The organism is Sphingomonas sp. PAMC 26617, from assembly GCF_000242835.1.
In the GTDB taxonomy this organism is placed as follows: domain Bacteria; phylum Pseudomonadota; class Alphaproteobacteria; order Sphingomonadales; family Sphingomonadaceae; genus Sphingomonas.
In genome coordinates this window covers 39318-59167 of the sequence record NZ_JH594428.1, presented here as the reverse complement: position 1 = coordinate 59167, position 19850 = coordinate 39318, and the positions used below count along the sequence as shown (strand labels likewise).

Annotated in this window: 18 protein-coding genes and 2 pseudogenes; 15 read left to right on the top strand and 5 right to left on the bottom strand. The window is 59.4% G+C overall.

Translation table 11 applies throughout. The features are described from left to right. The first annotated feature begins 646 nt into the window (after positions 1 to 646). Positions 647 to 1090 (top strand): MucR family transcriptional regulator, encoded by a 444-nt coding sequence (locus tag RH91_RS21025; RefSeq protein WP_010165430.1) that lies wholly within the window; start codon positions 647 to 649, stop codon positions 1088 to 1090. A gap of 533 nt (positions 1091 to 1623) precedes the next feature. On the opposite strand, the gene RH91_RS21020 is transcribed toward RH91_RS21025, so the two are convergent. Then, positions 1624 to 2643 (bottom strand): IS110 family transposase, encoded by a 1020-nt coding sequence (locus RH91_RS21020; RefSeq protein ID WP_010165429.1) that lies wholly within the window; start codon positions 2641 to 2643, stop codon positions 1624 to 1626. Between the two features lie 241 nt (positions 2644 to 2884). On the opposite strand from RH91_RS21020, the gene RH91_RS21015 reads away from it, so the two are divergent. From RH91_RS21015 to RH91_RS20995, 5 genes are all read left to right on the top strand, one after another. Next, entirely contained in the window at positions 2885 to 3871 is a 987-nt protein-coding gene (locus tag RH91_RS21015) for an SGNH/GDSL hydrolase family protein (protein ID WP_081469619.1), read from the top strand. Positions 3872 to 5060: 1189 nt separating this feature from the next. Continuing rightward, positions 5061 to 6983 carry a phospholipase D-like domain-containing protein gene (locus RH91_RS21010; RefSeq protein ID WP_157137088.1) on the top strand — a complete coding sequence of 641 codons (1923 nt, stop codon included), beginning with the start codon at positions 5061 to 5063 and terminating at the stop codon, positions 6981 to 6983. Further along, entirely contained in the window at positions 6976 to 7533 is a 558-nt protein-coding gene (locus RH91_RS21005) for a hypothetical protein (RefSeq protein WP_010165424.1), read from the top strand. The genes RH91_RS21010 and RH91_RS21005 overlap by 8 nt, the downstream gene beginning before the upstream one ends. Positions 7534 to 7548: 15 nt before the next feature. Beyond that, positions 7549 to 8229, top strand: a complete 681-nt coding sequence (locus RH91_RS21000; RefSeq protein ID WP_010165423.1) for a DUF2278 family protein — start codon at positions 7549 to 7551, stop codon at positions 8227 to 8229. Between the two features lie 231 nt (positions 8230 to 8460). Next, positions 8461 to 9582: an extracellular catalytic domain type 1 short-chain-length polyhydroxyalkanoate depolymerase gene (locus RH91_RS20995; protein ID WP_029624176.1), complete on the top strand. Its 1122-nt coding sequence runs from the start codon at positions 8461 to 8463 to the stop codon at positions 9580 to 9582. A gap of 438 nt (positions 9583 to 10020) precedes the next feature. Here the strand turns inward: RH91_RS20995 and RH91_RS20990 are convergent, their stop codons facing one another. Next, positions 10021 to 10587, bottom strand: a complete 567-nt coding sequence (locus RH91_RS20990) for an IS110 family transposase (protein WP_332306633.1) — start codon at positions 10585 to 10587, stop codon at positions 10021 to 10023. A 94-nt stretch (positions 10588 to 10681) separates the two neighbouring features. On the opposite strand from RH91_RS20990, the pseudogene RH91_RS20985 reads away from it, so the two are divergent. From RH91_RS20985 to RH91_RS20970, 4 genes and pseudogenes are all read left to right on the top strand, one after another. After that, positions 10682 to 11473 (top strand): annotated as a pseudogene (locus RH91_RS20985) (IS21 family transposase); the annotation flags it as partial. Then, the gene (istB, locus tag RH91_RS20980; protein WP_010165419.1) at positions 11470 to 12315 is read left to right on the top strand and encodes an IS21-like element helper ATPase IstB; all 846 of its coding nucleotides are present in this window, start codon (positions 11470 to 11472) and stop codon (positions 12313 to 12315) included. The pseudogene RH91_RS20985 and the gene istB, both read left to right, overlap by 4 nt. Positions 12316 to 12565: 250 nt before the next feature. Then, positions 12566 to 12781: a hypothetical protein gene (locus tag RH91_RS23535; RefSeq protein WP_442852556.1), complete on the top strand. Its 216-nt coding sequence runs from the start codon at positions 12566 to 12568 to the stop codon at positions 12779 to 12781. A gap of 124 nt (positions 12782 to 12905) precedes the next feature. Beyond that, a complete protein-coding gene (locus tag RH91_RS20970; protein ID WP_010165417.1) occupies positions 12906 to 13472 on the top strand; it encodes an FxDxF family PEP-CTERM protein in 567 nt (188 codons plus the stop codon). Between the two features lie 48 nt (positions 13473 to 13520). On the opposite strand, the gene RH91_RS20965 is transcribed toward RH91_RS20970, so the two are convergent. Further along, positions 13521 to 14282: an N-acyl amino acid synthase FeeM domain-containing protein gene (locus RH91_RS20965; RefSeq protein WP_010165416.1), complete on the bottom strand. Its 762-nt coding sequence runs from the start codon at positions 14280 to 14282 to the stop codon at positions 13521 to 13523. A 1225-nt stretch (positions 14283 to 15507) separates the two neighbouring features. Between RH91_RS20965 and RH91_RS22125 the strand changes: the two are divergent. The 3 genes and pseudogenes from RH91_RS22125 to RH91_RS22015 form a co-directional block, all read left to right on the top strand. Continuing rightward, a pseudogene (locus RH91_RS22125) lies at positions 15508 to 15800 on the top strand (integrase core domain-containing protein); the annotation flags it as partial. Between the two features lie 188 nt (positions 15801 to 15988). Beyond that, positions 15989 to 16735 (top strand): bacteriorhodopsin, encoded by a 747-nt coding sequence (locus tag RH91_RS20960; protein WP_010165414.1) that lies wholly within the window; start codon positions 15989 to 15991, stop codon positions 16733 to 16735. Between the two features lie 74 nt (positions 16736 to 16809). Continuing rightward, positions 16810 to 17559, top strand: coding sequence for a Brp/Blh family beta-carotene 15,15'-dioxygenase (locus RH91_RS22015; protein WP_157137087.1), 750 nt, complete (start codon positions 16810 to 16812; stop codon positions 17557 to 17559). Between the two features lie 231 nt (positions 17560 to 17790). Here RH91_RS22015 and RH91_RS20950 read toward each other — a convergent pair whose 3' ends face one another. Continuing rightward, entirely contained in the window at positions 17791 to 18156 is a 366-nt protein-coding gene (locus RH91_RS20950; protein ID WP_232283649.1) for a DUF6118 family protein, read from the bottom strand. Between the two features lie 191 nt (positions 18157 to 18347). Between RH91_RS20950 and RH91_RS20945 the strand changes: the two genes are divergently transcribed. Both RH91_RS20945 and RH91_RS20940 read left to right on the top strand, forming a co-directional pair. After that, complete coding sequence (locus tag RH91_RS20945; protein WP_198283336.1) at positions 18348 to 18707, top strand: type II toxin-antitoxin system RelE/ParE family toxin; 360 nt, start codon at positions 18348 to 18350, stop codon at positions 18705 to 18707. Beyond that, complete coding sequence (locus RH91_RS20940) at positions 18704 to 18985, top strand: helix-turn-helix domain-containing protein (protein ID WP_010165408.1); 282 nt, start codon at positions 18704 to 18706, stop codon at positions 18983 to 18985. The genes RH91_RS20945 and RH91_RS20940 overlap by 4 nt, the downstream gene beginning before the upstream one ends. Positions 18986 to 19215: 230 nt before the next feature. Here RH91_RS20940 and RH91_RS20935 read toward each other — a convergent pair. Beyond that, the coding region (locus RH91_RS20935) for a DUF6118 family protein (protein WP_010165406.1) at positions 19216 to 19850 on the bottom strand (635 nt) is incomplete at its 5' end.

Sequence of the window (19850 nt, the reverse complement as noted above, 5' to 3'; positions counted from 1 at the left end):
ATGCGCCCAATATCGCTACTCCACGTTCGTGCAGCCGAACGAAGCGGCGCTGAACATTACGCAGTCGCTCTACACGATCCGTATCGGCGCACGCTTCACCTTCTAAACTGCGCTTCGACGCCTACCTAACGCCTGGTCGTCGTTCCTTTGAGAACGGCGGCCTTTTTCGTTTGGATGTGAGTGCTCAAACGCTCCTACGCTGGTAGCGTGAATGATCGCACGACGCACTTGGTCCATGACGAGCGCGCCATCCACATCATTCGTGAGGATTTTGGCGTTCACCTGAGACGAAGCCTCCTCAGCCGCTCGCTCAGCGAAGCGATTAATCATTTCGGATGCGCGCGCACGCACAGCAATATCGTTTTGTGCTGACACGGACGAACGAACTAAGGTATTTTTTTTATGTTCCGTTCAATACAGCCCTTTGCGGTAAACGGTGGAACCAGCGCGGCCAAACTGATCTACCTCTATCTGTGAGGAGTGTAGCTAGGCGTTTGTGGCTTTGAGACTCTTCCCGGCGATAGCGACCAAGATTTCTAGCCTTGAAGCAACTGAAGAATTAATGGCTGACATCCTCGGTGTGATATAGCGGATATTCATCGAAAGTAGTGTTATGATCGGTGCTGTTCCCCGTCGGAGTTGAAAAATGCCTGAGAGAAATCTGATTGCTTTGACCGTCGATATCGTGTCTGCGCATGCCAGCAACAACGCCATAGCTACAGCTGAGCTGCCGGGTCTCATCAAGAGTGTTTTTGCAGCGCTGACCGCGGCTACCCGTTCGGGCGCGCCGATTGCGCCGAAGCAAGAGCCCGCGGTTCCAGTTCGCTCGTCCATCAAGCCCGACTACCTCGTGTGCCTGGAGGATGGCGCGAAGCTGAAGATGCTGAAGCGCTATCTGCGCGTGAATCTCGGTATGTCTCCCGAAGAATATCGTGCGAAATGGGGCCTTCCAAAGGACTACCCGATGGTTGCACCGGCCTATGCTGAAGTCCGTCGCGCGTTAGCCATTGCGAGCGGTCTTGGCCGTAAGAAAGAGGTCACACCCAAGCCGGGTATTGCGACCTCAAACGAGCATGTAGGGGGCAGTTGACGCCGGCTGCCAGATACATTCAAACGCCGGCCGGCGAGCCGATTACCCGAACCCGGGACGGGCACGACCTTCAGCACCCGCGATTCGATCGACGGTGCAAGGCGAACGCGTTGCCCACCAGAGCAGATCACCTCGACCACTTCGGGTCCAAGGGGCTCCGGCTGTGTAAAGCCACCAGTGCTCGCCACCTCTACCGGCACTGACGTGATGGCGTGGACGGCCCCTGCACCAGCGTAGCTGTGCAATACTGCGGTCGTTGTAGGTCCATGTGTGGACAACCCCTGCGGCGCAAGAGCTTTTGTACAGCGATGAGCACCGGTCGGGTGCATCCATGTGTTCGGCCTGTTCGCGCAGCACCGCATGGCTGCTGGCCCTGATGAAGTCCGCAGGCCGGCTCCCTAATCACGTCATCGCGCTCGAAGCGCTGTGACCCCCTGGGTTTTGCCGACCCCCGGTCTGACCGGTTCGCCATCACTACTCAGCTACTCCTACGCCATCCTGCCTCGGGCGTTACCCGGCGGCGCGGACGGCGGTCACGCGGCGGACGCCGCGTAGACTTCGTTGCGCAACATCACCGCCCAGGCGATGCGCGCTGTCTTGTTGGCGAGCGCTACGGTCGCAATCTTCGCCGGTTTGCGCTCGAGAAGCTGGGCCAACCAAGGTTGGCGAGCTGCATTCTTGCGCGCCATGCGCATTACTGCCGTCGCGCCGACTACGAGTAGCCGTCGCAAATAGCCGTCACCCTGCTTGGTGATCCCGCCGAGCCGCTCCTTGCCGCCGGAGCTGTTCGCTCGCGGGGTGAGCCCAAGCCATGCTGCGAACTGTCGCCCAGATCGGAACAGCGAGGCATCCGGGACTGCCGCTGATATGGCGGACGCGGTGATCGGACCGATGCCCGGTATCGTGGCGAGCCGGCGGCTCGTCTCGTCGGCTCGGTGCCACGCGAGTATCTGCGCTTCGAGCCGGTCGACCTCGCTCGAGAGCGCCCTTAACTGGGCGGCAAGGGCGTGCAGGGCCGAGCGGGCGTGAACGGGCAGCTTGTCCTGCTGTTCGTGCAACCCTTTTAGCATCGCGCTCACGCCACCCGCGCCGACACCTGTCACGACGCCGTACTCAGCCAAGTGCCCTCGAAGCGCGTTGATGAGCATCGTTCGCTGCCGCACCATCAGGTCGCGGCTTTTGTGGAGCATCAACACCGCCTGCTGCTCGACGGTCTTCACCGCAACGAACCGCATCGTTGGACGCGTCACCGCCTCGCAAATGGCCTCGGCGTCGGCTGCGTCGGTCTTCCCGCGCTTTACATAGGGCTTCACATAGGCTGGTGGCATCAGCCTTACCTGATGCCCCAACTTTATCAGCTCCCGAGCCCAGTGATGCGCCGACGCACATGCCTCCATGCCGACTAGGCACGCTGGAAGATCAGTGAAGAAGCCGATCAACTCTGCGCGCCGTAGCTTGCGCCGCACCAGAACGGCACCGTCGCGGCCGATCGCGTGCACCTGAAAAACGCTCTTCGCCAAATCCAATCCGACGGTGACAACCTCCTGCTTCATCTGCCGACTCCTAGACGTGGACCTACAACGACCGCAGTATTGCACAGCTACGCTGGTGCAGGGGCCGTCCACGCCATCACGTCAACGCGCCCGTGGCCATCAATCAACGTCGACCGTGACAATTTGCAGACAGTTCTGACGTGATCGACACGGCGTCACCTCTGCACCCTGTTCAAATCTTTGATTTTCGACCATCGCGTTAACCATACGGTCAACCGGTTGATAATCAGGAGATACGCAGATGGCAAAAAAGTGGGCGTTCGCAGTTGGTATCCTTGGTATCCTCGCAGCCACCCCCGCCTCTGCCGGTCGAACTACGGAACATTACACGTCGCTAACGGTGTTCGGCGACAGCCTAGTAGATGCAGGAAACCTGTTTATTGCGAACGGCGGTACCCGCCCTGATCCGGGTCTTGGGTACTTCGAGCACCGCTTTACTAACGGCTATGACTACCCCGACCTGCTGTCGATCGATCTGTTTGGAAAGCCGACCACCCCGTCTCTAAAGGGTGGCAGCAATTATGCATTTGGTGGCGCTCGTATTGTTGATACGGGCGATAGCATCCCTGACCTGCAGGCGCAGATCAATGCCTTCAGGCTGTCCCCGCGCAGCATCGACGCGAACGGTCTTTATGTCCTGAACTTTGGCGGTAACGACGTCTTTGGCGCAAAAGGGGTGTTTGGCCCAGTGGGCGCGATCGGGTCATACCCTGATATCAGCAGCTACTTGCAGGCCGCTGCCCAGCAATATGTAAGCGGAATCCAGAAGCTCAATGATCTCGGCGCTCGAAACATCCTGTTCACCGATTTCCCTATGGCGGGTGATCCGCTGACCATCGAAGCGAATGGCTATCTCAATACAGCACTCAAGAGCCTGACGCTGAGCGCGGGAACGGATCTGTTCAAATACAGTCTCAACGATCTCAACCAACGAGCCCTCACCGATCCCGCTTCGCTCGATCTGCCTCCGCTGCGTTTCGACACCAACTGTGTTGCAGCGGGCGCGCAATCGACCGGGTGCGCGGGTTTCTTTTCGTTTGACGGAGTACATGTAACGGCCGCTGTACAAGCCGCTGGCTACAAAGACATGGACCGTAAGTTCGGGCTGACGATGGCGCAGTCGGTACCAGAACCGCAAAGCTGGCTGATTATGCTTATGGGCTTTGGGGTCATCGGCGCGGCGCTGCGTTATCGACCGAAAAAGGCGCTACGTCCAATCGCTAACTAGAAGCATGGTCATGCCGATCGGCCAATCCACCTGGTCCGATCGGCACCGCCTTTTAGTGCATGAAATTAAATGATTATAAGTCTGCAGCGTTATTTAACCGCTTGGCGTGCCGTGAAGTGACTGTCGCCACTATAATATGGAAAAGCTCATTGTGACCTCGTCTTCGACGTTTACCCGCCAGTGGCCATCATCTGCAAAACCGGGATGGTCAATAAGATATGCGCCTAATTATTTAACTGCTTCATTTCGTACCTGTGACAGAGATTCAAAATTGAATGTCTTGTATGCCTTCTCGCGTCTAGCAAAACCGACTATGTAAGAAGGCATTTGTAGACTCATTACGGATCTGACTGACATAGCGTGGATCCTCAAGAGCAAAAAGAGTCTGGCGAACCCCTACGGCAACGGCGTCAAGGCGAGGAGTTTCTCACGGTCCTCGAGCGAGGGCAGTGCTAGAGCACTTACGATTTGGGGTTGGTGCCATTAATCGCCTGCGACCCATCCGAAAATGTATTTAAAATGTGCTGTAGGCCTTATCGCCAAAGGCGAGGGTGCTCAACGTCGGTTACGCACTAAATCGGCCATTTGATCACTGATCAATCATGGACGGGCTACCCCGTTTTATTGGCTAAACAACTCAAGCTTTTTCTGGCGTAACTATTATCACGGGCTCCCCTGCCGAAGTCGATGCAGCGCGTGTGGCACGGGAAATCGCGGTCACGGGCTGCTTCAATCAGCCTCGCCGACTTTGCGCTTCCGACGACACTGGGATCGTTCGGATGATGCGAACGGGAGATAAATCGCTTGTACCTTGGCAAGCGCCCCTCCTGCCCCGCACCTGACAACGGTTCAAAGAACCGCTTGGTCCTTCTTGGGTATACCTCTATAGGACTAATAGCCGAGACGACCCAGCCCCGGACATTCGCGGTGGCTTTAACGGACCCCGAAACCGGCCGTTGGTTCAGATGTTAGCGAACGACTGAATTGGGCCGATTGCCGATAGATAATTCTGAAATGCCCGCCATCGATCAGCCAACACTGCGTGCCCGCTCAGTTTGCAGCTCATAGAACCAGATGCGGAATTTACCATCGTTATTCAATAAATATTCAAATAGTTGGCATTGTCTCTGAATTGTCAAATTCACGTAGTAGTGACAGTTTATGAGAATCTGCTTGGGGGAGCATGGCGATGCAAGCGGTGGCCTTCTCGAACAACGACATTGCTGTCGTGGCTTGGACCTTCGGCGGCCGCATTCCAGGATGCCTGGGATTCGGCATCTATCGCACCGACGTAAAAGCCGGCGTTGAAACCTGTCTGCCAGCACTGGCGACCTTTCCCGGTCAGCAGGCGACCCCCAACCGGACGACGGCCGACGATCCGGTCCAGAAATTCTTCTGGAAGGACGTCTATGCCAAGCGCCGCGGCTCCTATCGCTATCGCATCGTCCCGCTCGGGGGGACGCCGGGCAATCTCTCGCCGCTCGCGATCGGGGCGCTGACCACCAACATCGTGCAGCTCACCCCCGATCACGGCGTCCTTTCGGTCTATTTCAATCGTGGCATACTCGCGACACAGGCGACCGCGCATGCCCTCGACGACGCGCATGGTAATCTCGAGGCCATGAAGAACGAGGCGCTCAAGCGCATCGCCGATCCAACCGACCCGCTCCGCCTGAACCTCGCCGGCGACATGGTAGCGGCGCTCACCGCGCTGCCGACCGAGGCGGCGTCACAAGGCGGCGAGCTCTTCTGCGCGCTTTATGAATTCGAGGACCAGGAGCTGATTGGCGCGCTCGAACAGGTTGGCAAGCAGGCCCACGTCATCCTGTCGAACATGCCGGGCACGGTTGACGGCACCAAGACGGACGACACCTATAAAGCCGAGCGCGATGCCGCTGCGCCGATCATCGACGTGATCGACCGAATGATGCCCGGAGGTCATATCGGGCACAACAAGTTCACGATCCTGGCGAAAGACGGCACGCCCCAGGCGGTGCAGTTCGGGTCGACCAACTGGACCGGCCGCGCCTTGTGCGCACAGTCGAACAACACGATCATCGCGCGATCGCCCGCGATCGCCGACGCCTTCAAGACCTATTGGGACGATCTTAAGAGCGACACCGACGCGTCCGACGGGAAGGGCAAGCAGCTCGCACCCCTTCGTCAGGCGGACCAGGCCGGCGTGCCGAATATCCAGCTCGAGGACGGCAGCGCCGCGGTCGATCTGTGGTTTTCGCCGAACACGAATAAGGCACGCCAGCCCGCGTCGCGTCGACCGTCACCGGAACCGACGCCGTCCGATCTCGCCGAGCTGTTCGACCTCATAAAGGGCGCCAAGCAGGCCATCCTCTTCGTCGAGTTCGAGCCCGGCAAGCCGAGCGTCATCGACGCGATCGCCGCAGCGCAAAAGGCCAATCCCGCCCTGTTCGTCCGCGGAACGGTCACCGTCGCGTCCGCCGCCGAGCAATTTGCGGTTGGCATCAAGGGTGACGCCCCTGGCGATGGTGGGGCTGACGACCAGAATATCCCGGAGGATTATCGCGTAATACCGGCTGGCGGCGTCGGCGATCAGGTCGGGGTCTGGGAAAGAGAGCTGAACAGCGCGGGCTTTGCCGTGACCCACAGCAAATATGTCGTGATCGACCCCTTCACCGACGGCTGCGTGGTGGCGATGGGCAGCCACAACCAGGGCTACCAAGCCTCTTATAATAATGACGAGAATCTGGTGATTATCAAGGGCCACCGGCCGATCGCCGAAGCCTATGCCGCGAACGCTCTCGACATCTATGATCACTATGCTTGGCGCTGGTGGCTTACCAAGAACCCGAGCGACGCCTGGACCTCACTCAAGCCGGACGACAGTTGGCAGAACAGCTATTTCGACGCGGCGAACCGGCCGACGTCGGCTGAGCTGAGCTTCTGGCTGGCGGCCTCGCCGTCTGCCAGCGCTCTGCCATCCCCTGCTCTCGGCGATGCCAACCGAGCCGTCGCCGATATGACGCTCGGCCAAACCCGCGATGGCGTTGTCGTCCCGCCCAAGCGCCCCAAGCGTGTCTCGCACGCCACCGGGCATCCGGTGGGCCACGTCTCCGACGACGCCGACCATGGCTGATCAGCCACCACATCGGCTGATCTTCATTCGTCACGCCGAGAAGCCGCACGATGCCGTCGCGTTTACCGACGAGATGGGTCACGCCGCCCCCGAGAGCCTGATTCCGCTGGGGTGGCAACGAGCAGGCGCGCTGGTCGAATTGTTCGGGCGGCAGGACAGCACGGCAAGCCTCGAGAATCTGACCCTCGATGTAATCTATGCGGCAGGGGTTGGAGAAGGCAGCCGAAGCAAGCGGTCCCCAGCAGACGGTGACGCCGCTCGCCCGGCTGCTGGAGCCGCATGGCGTACCGTGATCACGACCTACCTCAAAGACGACCATGCGGGCCTCGCGGCCGACGTTGCCACTCAAACCGGCGTCGTTTTGATCGCCTGGAAGCATAATCGTATCCCAGCGATCGCCGCCCTGCTCGTGCCCGGCGGGAACAGCCCGAAGTCGTGGCCCGATCGCTTCGATCTCATGTGGATATGCGATCGCATCGACAACGGCTGGTCCTGCTCCGTGCGGCACCAGGCGCTTCTTTCCGGTAACGAGCTCGAACCGGCTCACTGAGAGGATATCAATCCCATGACGCTAGGCTATGGCTATGTGAAGGCGAAGGTCACCTTGGCGCCCAAGCTCAAGGGTAGCCGCGGGCAACACAATCACACCCGCGAGACCCAGTACCACCTTCACTGCAACCTCGACGTCGCCGGCGAAACCTGGGACGTGGCGATCAATGTCGGCACAAGCGACAGCGACGACCTCCTCAAATACAAGCTGATCTATGATTACGCTCACGGCCTCACCCAGACGCTGTCAGTCAGCGCCGAGGGCAAGACCGATCTCACCGACGGCCACGCCCTTCCATCTTTGGACTTTCAGCGGCAGCCGGACATTCTCGACGGCACCGGGCCGTGGCGCGAAAGCGGCGTCATGGATGGCTCGACTGACGTCGAGCCGGCCGCCTCCCTGATTCGGTTGCTTGCGAAGGCTCAGAGCGAAGAACGGTACATCTACCTGTTCGGGCGCTTCTACACCGGCGGCGATCTTGGCATTCACGACACCCACATGAATCAGGGCTCGACCGGCAGTTACATTCATCGCCCGGGCGACGATCATAACGACCACAACGATATTTGGCAGGACGGCGGGTTGCTGGTCGATCTCGGACGGCCGGAATGGGCCGCGTATTTTTCAGCGTTCGATCAGCAGCTCTTGCCGACCGACGATAATGGCAATCCGGAGCCTGATGCAAAGCCGCTTTGACTCAGAACCTGACGCTCACATCTGCTCTACCGCTGCTTGATAGCGGCCGCTTGTTCATCTTCGGCGCGGATCGCTAGCGGCGTCGCAAACTGCGAGGCACCGCAATAAATAAAGGTCCTACCACGTCGCTAGATGCAAAGTCGACGCTTGTGATCTTCCAACGCGCGGCCATATGCTGCGGTGCAGCAATCGCTCATTTTTCTTGAGAGATGCCGCCGCAGGAGGCGAGATATGCGTAATCATTTCTTCGACGCGATCGCAAATGGTGCTGGCGGAGCGGTGACAGCAGACCGGCTCGTCGACCTAAGCGTATTTGGCACAAATCCCGGTGCGCTGCGTGCTCGCCTTTACGTGCCAGCGCGACTGGCGGAACACCCTGCGCTTGTGGTCGTATTGCACGGTTGCACGCAGACCGCAGCTGGATACGACCACGGCTCGGGTTGGTCGCGGCTTGCCGACCGGCATGGCTTCGTGCTCCTCTACCCGGAGCAAGACCGCGCCAACAACGCCAACCTGTGTTTCAACTGGTTCGAGCCCTGCGACATCGTACGCGGCAATGGCGAGGCGCTGTCGATCCACCAGATGATCGAGGCGGTCGTGGTCGCGCACGGTATCGATCGCGACCGCATCTTCATCACCGGCTTGTCGGCGGGCGGCGCAATGGCGTCTGTAATGCTCGCGACCTATCCAGAGACGTTCGCGGGCGGCGCGATCATCGCCGGCTTACCCTACGGCTGCGCGACAAATGTACAGCACGCATTTGGCGCGATGCGCTCTGGTGGGCGGACCCGACCTAATGCGCTGGCCGAGCTTATCCGGCGCGCCTCCGATCACGACGGGCCCTGGCCCAAAGTTTCGGTTTGGCACGGGAGCGGTGACGCAACGGTCAACCCGGACAATTCCGACGCAATCGTCGAGCAATGGCTGCCGCTTCACGGCGTCTCCGGGAGACCGCACGTGACCGACGTCGTCAACGGTTATCCCCATCGCGCATGGCACAACGCCAGCGGGCGGATCGTGGTGGAAGCGTACAGTATCACTGGCATGGGTCACGGCATCCCACTCAACACGAACGGCGCGGACTCTGTCGGGGTAAAAGGACCGTACATGCTCGACATGGCAATCTCGTCGTCGCAGCGGATCACTGAGTTCTGGGGTCTAACTTCGGACACCATCACACAGTCGGATGCGGTTGAACGAGCGCAGCACACCGGTCCAGCAATTCCCAGCACGGACGTCGCCCTTCGCGGCGCGCAGGCACGGAGGCTCTACCCTGAACCGAAACCCGCGTCCGGCATCAATGTACGCCGTATAATCGACGATGCGTTGCGAAGCGGGGGGCTCCTGAAGTAGCGCGTACTGCCCGAAATTGCGGCTGGTATGTCACCTTGCAGGGCGCGGCAGGTTTGCCATGATTGCGCGCTCGCAAGGTTGCCGATTGCTGCACTCCTGTTCCCACAGCAAGGCATGTGCGCATCGGGCTCGCCCATAAGGTCAGGTCGCTTCGCATTGGCCGCAAAGACCCATGTGTGGACGGCCCTCCGTTGGCAAGCTTGAACAGTCGCGTTGCAATGCTGGTTGGTGCGGCCATGTGTCCGACCTGTTGGTGCGGCTCATAGCGCCGCTGGCCATAATGCCATTCGCGCGGTTCGGGTCCCGATCACTTACACGCGCTTGATGTGCTTGGGTCATTGTGGGTTTTCCCGATCCGGCGGTTCAACCGGCTTATTGCATTAGCTCCTATCCGCCCTTCCCAACTTCGTCCGGTGCGGTCGCCCGCACCGTATCCTGTTACATGATCTGCGGCTCGCGATACCGTTCGCCGCTGGCCATCATCGCCCAGATCATGCGGGCGTTCTTATTGGCGAGCGCGACCGCGGCCACCTTGGCCTTCCGCCTGGCAAGTAGTTGTACGAGCCACGGCCGCTTGGCCCCGTTCCGCTCGGCATAGCGCACGACTGCCATGGCGCCGACGATCAGCATCTGACGCAGGTATTGGTGGCCTGCCTTCGTTATGCTGCCTAACCGCTCCTTTCCGCCGCTCGAGTTCTGCCGCGGCACCAAGCCGATCCAGGCAGCCAGGTTGCGGCCCGAGCGGAAGATCGCGGGGTCAGGAACCGTGGCAACGATGGCGCTGGCGAGCAGTGGACCCACGCCGGGTATCTCCATCATTCGGCGACCAAGCTCGGTCTCGCGTTCGCTCGCCAGGATGCGACGATCGTTCTCGAGGATCTGCTCCTTTACGATGCGCAGCTGGGCTGCCAGCATCTCCAGGCAGAACCGCGCATCTGCCGGTACGCGCTCATCGGTAGGATCAGCGATCACGTCGAGGAGCTGCTCGATGCCGTTTCTGCCAATCGGCGCCGCAATCCCGAACTAGGCCAGGTGCGCCCGCATCGCGTTCGAGAGCTGCGTGCGTTGGCGGTTGAGGATCAGGCGGACACGATGCTGCAACAACCGCGGCGTCGCGCATGAGAACGGATCGGTCGAGAGCGCGCACGGTCATCTGAAGAAGACGATCCGCGACGCGCTGCTGATGCGCGGCAGCGCCGCGTTCGACGACCTGGCCGCCTATCGTCGGTTCATCGACGAGGTGATCGCGGAAGAACCGCCGGGCGGCAGCACGGATCGATGCCGAGCGCGCCCACCTCAAGCTGCTACCGACCGCCGGACCAGCGATTACGAGGAGGTGATCGTCACCGTCACCTCAAGCAGCGGCTTCACGTTGCGCAAGGTGTTCTACACTGTCCCCTCGCGGCTGATCGGGCACCGTCTGCGCGTCCGGCTCTATGACGATCGGCTCGACGTCTTCCTGGGCGCGACCAGACTGATGACGCTCCTGCGCGGGCGATCGGCCGGGAACGGCAAGCACGGTCACGTAGTCGATTATCGTCATGTGATCCACTCGCTGCGGCGCAAGCCGATGGCGCGGATCGGCATCGTCTGCCGCGAGCAGCTGTTCCCGCGCGAGGCGTATCGGCTGATGTTCGACCGGCTCCTCGAGCAACTGCCCGATCGTATCGCCTGTCGCACGATGGTCGAGCTGCTCACGCTCGCGCACGAGCGGGCCTGCGAGTCAGAACTTGCCGATATCCTGGCTGCCGATCTCGATGCCGGTCGGTTGCCGGACATGGCGGCACTGCGCCGGCGCTTCGCGCCGGATCCCGCAACACTCCCCGAGGTCGTCGTCACGCTGGCAGCGCTCAGCACATACGATATCCTGCTGAACGGAGTGGCGGCATGACCAGCATGACCCAGCCGATCGACGCGCAGCGTCTGACCCTCACCCTCAACAATCTGCGCCTTCCCGCGACCAAGCACAACTGGCCCGAGATGGCCGCGCGCTCAGGCAAGGAGGGTTGGCCCGCCGCCCGCTTCCTGGCCGCGATCGCTGAACACGAGATCGTCGAACGCGATCGACGCCGCATCGAGCGGCACCTCGGCGAGGCCAAGCTCCCACCGGGCAAAACGCTCGACAGCTTCGCGTTCGATGCCGTGGCGATGATCTCGCGTGCCCAGGTCATGGCGATCTGCGCGGGCGACGGCTGGCTCGAACAGGGCGCCAACCTCATCCTGTTCGTACCCCCGGGTGGCGGCAAGAGTCATCTCGCGGCCGCGATCGGCCTCGCGCTCATCGAGAATGGCTGGCGCGTGCTGTTCACCCGGACCTCCGATCTCGTCCAGCGCCTCCAGGTCGCGCGTCGCGAACTGACGCTTGAGGCCGCCATCGCCAGGCTCGATAAATACCATCTGCTGATCCTCGACGACATGGCCTACGTCACCAAGGACCAGGCCGAGACATCGGTCCTCTTCGAACTCATCAGCGCGCGCTACGAGCAGCGCTCGATGCTCATCACCGCCAACCAGCCGTTCGGCGAATGGAACCGGATCTTCCCCGACCCCGCCATAACCCTCGCGGCCGTCGACCGCCTCGTCCACCACGCCACCATCTTCGAGATGAACGTCGAGAGCTACAGACGCCGCACCGCCGTACAGCGACGCACCGGTGCCGGACGACCGCCGACCTACGCGACAATCAAAACGGTTGAGCAGTCGATGCCCGGCGACAATCAGACCGCCACATAAATCTTGCCAGCGACAAACAGACCCGCCATCCCTGTCGCGCCGCGACAATCAGTTCTCATCCTGATTGACGCGCTTCCCATCCAGATTGTCGCGCCACAGACGACCAGCAGAACTGCTCAAGGCCGCGTAAACGCGGTCCTCACTGGATGCTTACGCATCTGCGAAGTCACGGCTCGTTATTGGAGCTTCGGTGCTATCACGCCGGATATATCAAATTTGAGAGTCTGTAGCGTTCGGCTAGTGGTCGGCCTTGCTCGGGGATTGCAAGATGACCACAGCCATGTTCGACCGGCTAGCCCACCACTGCGACATGGTAACGACAGCTGGCGCTCCAACCACTGCAGCTGCCGCCCAAGCAGTTGATCAGGACGCTTCGCACTGGTTATCGTTGTGCGGCCAATCGAAAGGAGGAGCCCTGTTCGACGTTGACAAGGCGTTCCGGTTGGACGCCTATTTACTGGTCTGAGTTAATGATCGCAGTAGGTGTCAGTAGATATTACACATCCCTGGGGCTTGGTTAACGCGATTGGCCGAAAATTGGGAATGGCATGTGTTTTGCTTGCCGACCAATGTCAATCTGGAGAGTTTTCATGCGTAACAAATTCCTTGCAGCGGTAGCAGCAACTGCCCTCGTTTCGATCGTCAACGCGGCACCGGCCTCGGCTACCGCTTACCCAGTTGGATCGCCCAATTTCACAGCGACCCCAGGCCCGAACGGCACGTTCTCGGGCGCGCTCCGCGTCTCCGGCATCGCTGCGGGTACGTTCACGGATACTTTCACGTTCACCCTGCCAACCAACGGCATCGGTAGCGGTTCGGTTACAACCAGCGCGACCGGGTTCGGCAACGCAACCGATCTTGATTTTACCGCAGTGATGATCAACGGCACGGCAGCGAGCTTGATGTTTACGGACCCAACGCGTCTCGGCGAGAGCGCTTTTGCGTTCAACGTTCCGATCACGGCCGGCGTTTTGAACACGATCAGCGTCAGCTATCTCTCGCGCGGCGCGGGTTCGTACGGCGGCAACCTTAGCTTCACCCCGCTGACGGCTGCGGTTCCCGAGACGGCAACCTGGCTGATGATGCTGGCAGGCTTCGCCATGATCGGCGCAGGCGTTCGCTATCGTAATCGCAGCACCACCCTCACGTTCGCTTAAGCGATCGGCATCAGATGCCGCCGTCGAAAGACGGCGGCATTTTGCTGTCTAGCATTCGGGGACGAAGATTCGGACCATCGGTCCGTTCTCGCAAAACTCATCCGGTGTTTTATCGGCAGTCAACGTCTCGGCAAGCGTTGCCACATCATCGTTTGAGAAGAAGAGCGCATACAGCGATCGCGATGGGCCGATTGCGACGTCCCACTGCGCGTCCAGCATGCGCCGCCGGATCGTTGCAATCTCCAGCCACATAAGTTGCGAAGGGGCACCGACCCCCAAGTTTGTGCGGACTGCACCGACCGACTTAAAGCCAAGCATCGCCTCATAGAAACGACGGTGTCTTGGATTGACCTCGATGAAGAGGTCAGTGCACCGGTGGCGGTGATAGCCATAGATAAAGACGATGTGAAACAGAGCGGCGAGTAGCGGCTTGGACGGCAGGCCGGAGTCGAACGCTAACCGGCTGAGTTCGCAAATCTTGCGTTCTGGCCTATTCCGGTACGAGTCAAGCACGTCGGAAAAGATCCGATCGGCGGCAAGCCGGGCTTCCGAGTCGACCACCAGGGTTACTGTCCCAAGGACCCCCGTCTCGTCCGATGCGGCAAAGGTCGCGCAACCGCAGTGCGACGGCAGCGTGTGATGATCGCCATACCCGCGCCATGCATAACGCCGATTGAGGAGCACACATGCATCTTCACGCTTTTCCGTTGTATCCGCGAGGTGAACATTGACCGCCTTATCGAAACCACGAGCGGCGAGCGCGGCGCGCTGCTCTATCTGCACGCCGGCAGCCGTCCAAGGCGTCGGCATGCTTGTCCTCGACCCAACGTACGCTGCCTGCTGCAATGTCACGGTAATCCCCCAATAGCTGATTTAGTCGATCGAGCGACTAATTCTGCAGGGATGTTCCGTATACGGTTATCCTGTCCCTACTGAATGCGGGGCAGTATTGCCGACGAAAATTAACAGGTGCTACCCAGACAGACTTAACGTTCGGCGAAACGTTCTTATTCTGGGATTAACGATATGTGGGAGCAAGCCGCTTACTGACGCATCAGCGAGCATACATCTAACGGAGGATATCTCTAACCAATCACATATCTTTATGAGAGGCTCAGTGATAAAGTGCGCTTGACACTGTTGCGATTTCGCAAGTCGTTGACCCTGCGAAACGGCTACCGTCCATCCATACCGCATGACGCACCGTATCGTGGGCCCAAAACGGGCAAACAATTACGCCTGCGTCACAATCTTGAGTTGCAACAAACCCGTCTTCGAAAATGTCGATCAGGGTGTCAAGAGAACGATCGGTGAGCATATTCAACTAACCATCTAACGCCAAACTTGTTCCAGGGATATTGCCCAAGCAGAGCGGTACGCCCGGATGTGTCGGATTTCAATGTGAGCGCTATTGATTACCACCTGCCCCAAAAAGCCTTTCAGCAAGTAATATAGCATCTTAGAATGCAGGAAGTTCTGATATTTTATTCGCTATATAGGGATTTATTAGTCTTTAAGTTTAGGTCAAGTAGTTAGCTAAATGTGTTGAAATGCATTACGCACGATGGCCAGCATCGCGAAGGCCGCTACCAATTGCTGAAATTGTCAACGCATCGGCGGCATTCGGTTTGTGATGGTGGAACCACTGCCTTGCAATGGCGGCAAATGCCCCCTTTGGGCAGCTGGCGGGCGAGCTGCGGCTTGAGGCTTTTCGATGTCAGCAGATGACGAAACATGACAACACTACGCATCGTTTGCACTTAATATCCCGCCGTCGAATCGCCTAATCGGCACGATTGTTCCGATATGGAACAGTTTTAAAAAGGCTTGATGACCGTTTAAAGAACATTGGAAGGCTGTATTTTGACCAGCTGGCACTGGCTCCAGATGGCAACCGAATGCCACCCCCTCTTAGGCCCCCGTACATTATGGGGACACGGACTCACGGTTGGCTGCAAATACCTGATTTACCGCCGATAGTTTCAGAAACGCCCGGTTCTGTAGGTAATCATAACGGTGACAGAAACGTGCGGCGCGAGGGCCGCCAGCCCATATACGGTCGAACAATGGCGCCGAATTTATCGCCAACGCCGTCCAGAAAATGGGTCGCTTCGCGACGCACTTCTCAATGGCGAGATCTTCTACAATCTCGCCGAAGCTAAGGTGTTGATCGAGGCATGGCGAAGCCATTACAACACTGTCCGCCCCCATAGGAGCCTTGGCTATCGACCGCCGGCCCCGGAAACGGCGGCGCCGCCATATCCGGCCTCCGGTTCCGCTTCGCTCCACCTCCTCCCGGATATGGCGGCGGCAAGCATAATCCACTAACAATCAACACGGTCCACTCGGTGGGGCAGGTAAGCAAAGGATCTCGCGGATTTCCAAGCCTTGCTCGGCAGGCGTTGCGTTAAGTGCAAAAAAACGAAGTCATCCTCCTCGAGCTTGCGGGACGCGCACAGCCGAAGATGGCCTAAACGGGCATATTTAGCAGCCGGCGGGAACTCTCTTAGTGTAGCATGGTTCGCGTCATCATCATCACGTTTGCCACCGGAGACCAAATGGACCCCACCGTGTTTCTGGTCGGCTTTGCGATCATGTCTGTATCATCGCTTGCGTTGTATGCGAAGGGGTCTAAGCAACCTGAAATCAGGCACCACACCTACTTCCATGCGGTTGTCCCTTTTATCGCCGCGACCGCGTATTTAGCAATGTGGTTCGGGGTCGGCGACATCACGACCCCTGACGGCGTGACCACCTTGTCGGCACGCTATGTGGACTGGACGATCACGACGCCCATCCTCCTTACCGGTCTCGTCACGCTCGGGCTCCATGAGCGTGACCGCTCCGCAGGCTTTATTGTCTCTACGATTATGCTGGACGGGCTGATGATCGTGACGGGTCTGATCTCGGCGTTGAGCACCACTTCCGGTGCAAAACTTGCCTGGTTCTTGTGGTCCTGCGCCGCCTTTGCCGGTGTACTTTATAACCTGTGGGTGCCGATCCGCTCGATCAACACCGCAGAAAGTGGTCCGATGGCGAGCGCCTACACCAAGAACCTGACATTCCTGTCGGTTATATGGTTCCTCTATCCGATCGTATTCGCAATCGGTCCTGAAGGTTTGAAGTCGATTACGGCGTTGGCTTCGGCGTGGGCGATTCTGGTGCTCGATGTCGTCGCCAAGGTGATATACGCGTTCTCGTCGGCCTCGAACATCGAGAAGGCGGAGCAGGAAAAGGCTGGGACCGTCCGAAGCGCACGGTGACGTCCCCCGCTGCGCGGCTTGGCTGGGGCGCTTTCATTACCCTTGGGATGGGTGCCGCCTGCCTCTCGCTGCCCGTGCAGCTGGCCTATGCAGCCGTTTCAATTGGTGTGCTCGGACTGCCGCATGGAGCAAGCGATCTCGCGATCATCCCGCAAAGGCAATGGTCTGGATTTCTGACGTTATATCTGCTGTGTGCAAGCTTAATTTTAGTGTGGTGGATGGTCGCACCGTTTACCGCGCTGGTTGCTCTGCTGTTGTTATCAGCAATACACTTTGGACTCGACGATGTTCCGCGCTCACGGCCTATTGAAAGGTTGAGCCGGGGAATCCTGATGGTGGCAGCTCCAGCGCTGCTGCACCATGCACAGTTGAGCGGCCTGTTCGTGGTATCGACGGCTCAGCCCGAGAACGCCGCCACACTCACGAGCGTCATGGCGGTCCTCGCGAGCGTGGGTTTGGCCATGTTGCCACTGGTCTTGCGCGGTTACTGGCAAAGAGGCGATCGACAGGGCATGATCCTTGTCGCCGCAGGAGTTCTGGCACTGCTGATCCTGCCGCCGCTTATCGGCTTTGCGATCGGGTTTGTTTTGCTGCACGCACGCGCTCAACTAGGGGTGCGGATGGCGATCCTAGGCTGCAAGAGCGTTGGCCGTTACCTTAAGATAACCTCGCCTATCATGGCAGGCGCGTTAATGGTTATTGGGTCTGTGGGGGTCTTGTTCGCTGAGGGCAACGCGCCTGGGGCTCGGACGCTATTTGCAGGGATCGCTGCGTTGGCAATCCCCCACATGCTAGTGACGCCGTTTTGGAGGGTCCGTGCATAGTTTTATCGCACTGCGGTCGCAGCAATGCTCATCGATTTACGTTTTTCTAGGCCCTGTTGATACAGTTTCTTAGCCAGAGCTTAGCAGCGGCGAGCGAAAGAAAGCCGAGGAAAAAAGCAGTGGTTTCATCGTGCCGGGTTGCGATGCGTCGAGATTGCGCCCCGCATTGCATAATGCCTCGATGACCAGGCCAGAAGCGCATCACGATCGCTTTCGAATATATCCGCCATTTCAGTCCTCCCCCTTTACCTGGATCGCGCAGCGCACCGCCTTCTTGGCCTTGCCCGCCTGCTTGCGGCAGGCGTCCAGCGCATCCCGGTTGGCAAACACCAGCCGGTTACCTGCCAGCACACCGCCAAAAGCCTCTGGCGACCCGGCACGCATCAGCCGCTGCCCGCCTTCCCACATCGGCATACGGAGTGCACGCGCCGCCATCCATTCGGGCCATAGCCAGCTTGCCGGCATGGAGCGCACGATTGGACCGGCGAGGACCGCCCACAGCAACATGCCTGCCGCGAAGCCTGCTGCAAGACTGGTCAGACTGTGGATCGGCGCCGATTGGGCCCCCCGGCTATGTAAGGCTAGACGCAGATTCAATAGCTTGGGGAGATTCTACCGGGGTCCCGCTTTCGGCGCCGATCCACAGCGCAGAACCTACAAAAGTGGTCCTGCGAAGTCCGACGACTTTCTTGGATCAATGAGCGGCCCGTGATTCATCGGCTGACTCAGCGAACGATGCCGCATCAATCGTGGCATATGCAGCTTGCAAATTATACAAGTTTTTAGATATGGCGCGTATGGATGATAGTAGGAACGAACCGAAGGATATCGATTTCGTAGATACCGCTCTCGACGATCTGCGAGCCTTCCCGGCCGATGCACGGCGCGACGCCGGGTATCAACTCGACAAGGTGCAGCACGGAAAGCAGCCCGACGACTGGAAGCCTTTTCCAACGATTGGGCCAGGAACACGCGAAATCCGTATTGCAGAGGATGGCGACGCATTCCGTGTGATGTATGTCGCGAAGTTCGACGACAAGATTCATGTTCTGCATTGTTTCCAGAAAAAGACGCAGGCGACACCGAAGAAAGACATCGATCTCGCAAAGAATCGGTACGCCAGCCTCAAAAGAGAGTTCGGAAGATGAAGACTCAGACCTTCAAGAGCGTGTGGGACGCAATCGAAAACACCCCCGAGGAGGCGGAGAATATGAAGCTCCGCTCGGCTCTGATGCGCGATCTGCAAAAGCATATTGAGGCTCGTGGTTGGAAGCAGGCCGAGGCAGCGGAGGCGTTCCACGTCACCCAGCCCCGGATTTCCGATCTGCTACGCGGCAAGATCAGCCTGTTTAGCCTAGATACGCTGGTCAACATGGTCGCTGCTGCCGGCCTACACATCGATATGCGGGTCATGGAAGCCGCGTAAACGCGACCCCTTGATTGCACGCCACCATCGACGGGGCAGGATCGCCGAGCAGAAAGGTAGACCTTTTTGCCATGTGAGGCACATCTTGTCGTTGGCCTGCCAGAGCACGACATTGTTGTGCCCAGCATCACCCGGCAGTCAGGCCCAGCCAATGCCCAAGAAATTTCGTGTCGTCAGCGCCAAGCCTAAGGGCGCTACCAATCACTGCAATTTCAAATTCGGCATTTCGTTTATTCCGATGCCTTCACCTCGATCGTGCAGCGCACCGCCTTGGATTTCGCCTTGATAGCGGCGACACGGCATCCGTCGATCGCCTCGCGATTGTCCCTTGCCAAATCGGCGGCGCTGACGATCGCGCGCCAGCTTGGGGGCGATGTGCGCTGCATCAGGTGCATGCCGGCCTCCCAGGGGGTCGGCTCGGCGACGATGCGCGCCGCCATGCGCTCGGGCCACAGCCAGCTCGACGGCATCAGCCGCACCATCGGTCCCGCCATGATCGCGTAGAGCAACAACCCCAGCACCAAGCTGCCGAGACCGGTCCACAGCAGCAAGCGGTTCTGCTCGTCGCCGCGCCGCGCCGACCCCAGCCGGTCGGACAAGCTGCCCGCAACGTTGCGGAGCATCGTGTCCGTCGTCCCGATCTGATGACGCAGTTCGCGCACGGCCTCTGTGACGGCGGCGTTTAAACGCTGTCCCATCTCCTCGGGCGTCAGCATCATCGCCGGACTCTTGCTCATCGCGCCGATCTGGCGGACCAATGCCGCCAGCACCTTCTCGGTACGTGCGAGCGTCGGCTCATAGTCAGGCGTGTTGGCGGACTCCCGCGCGGCGGTCAGCCCTTCGATCGCGGCGCGCAGCAGCGATA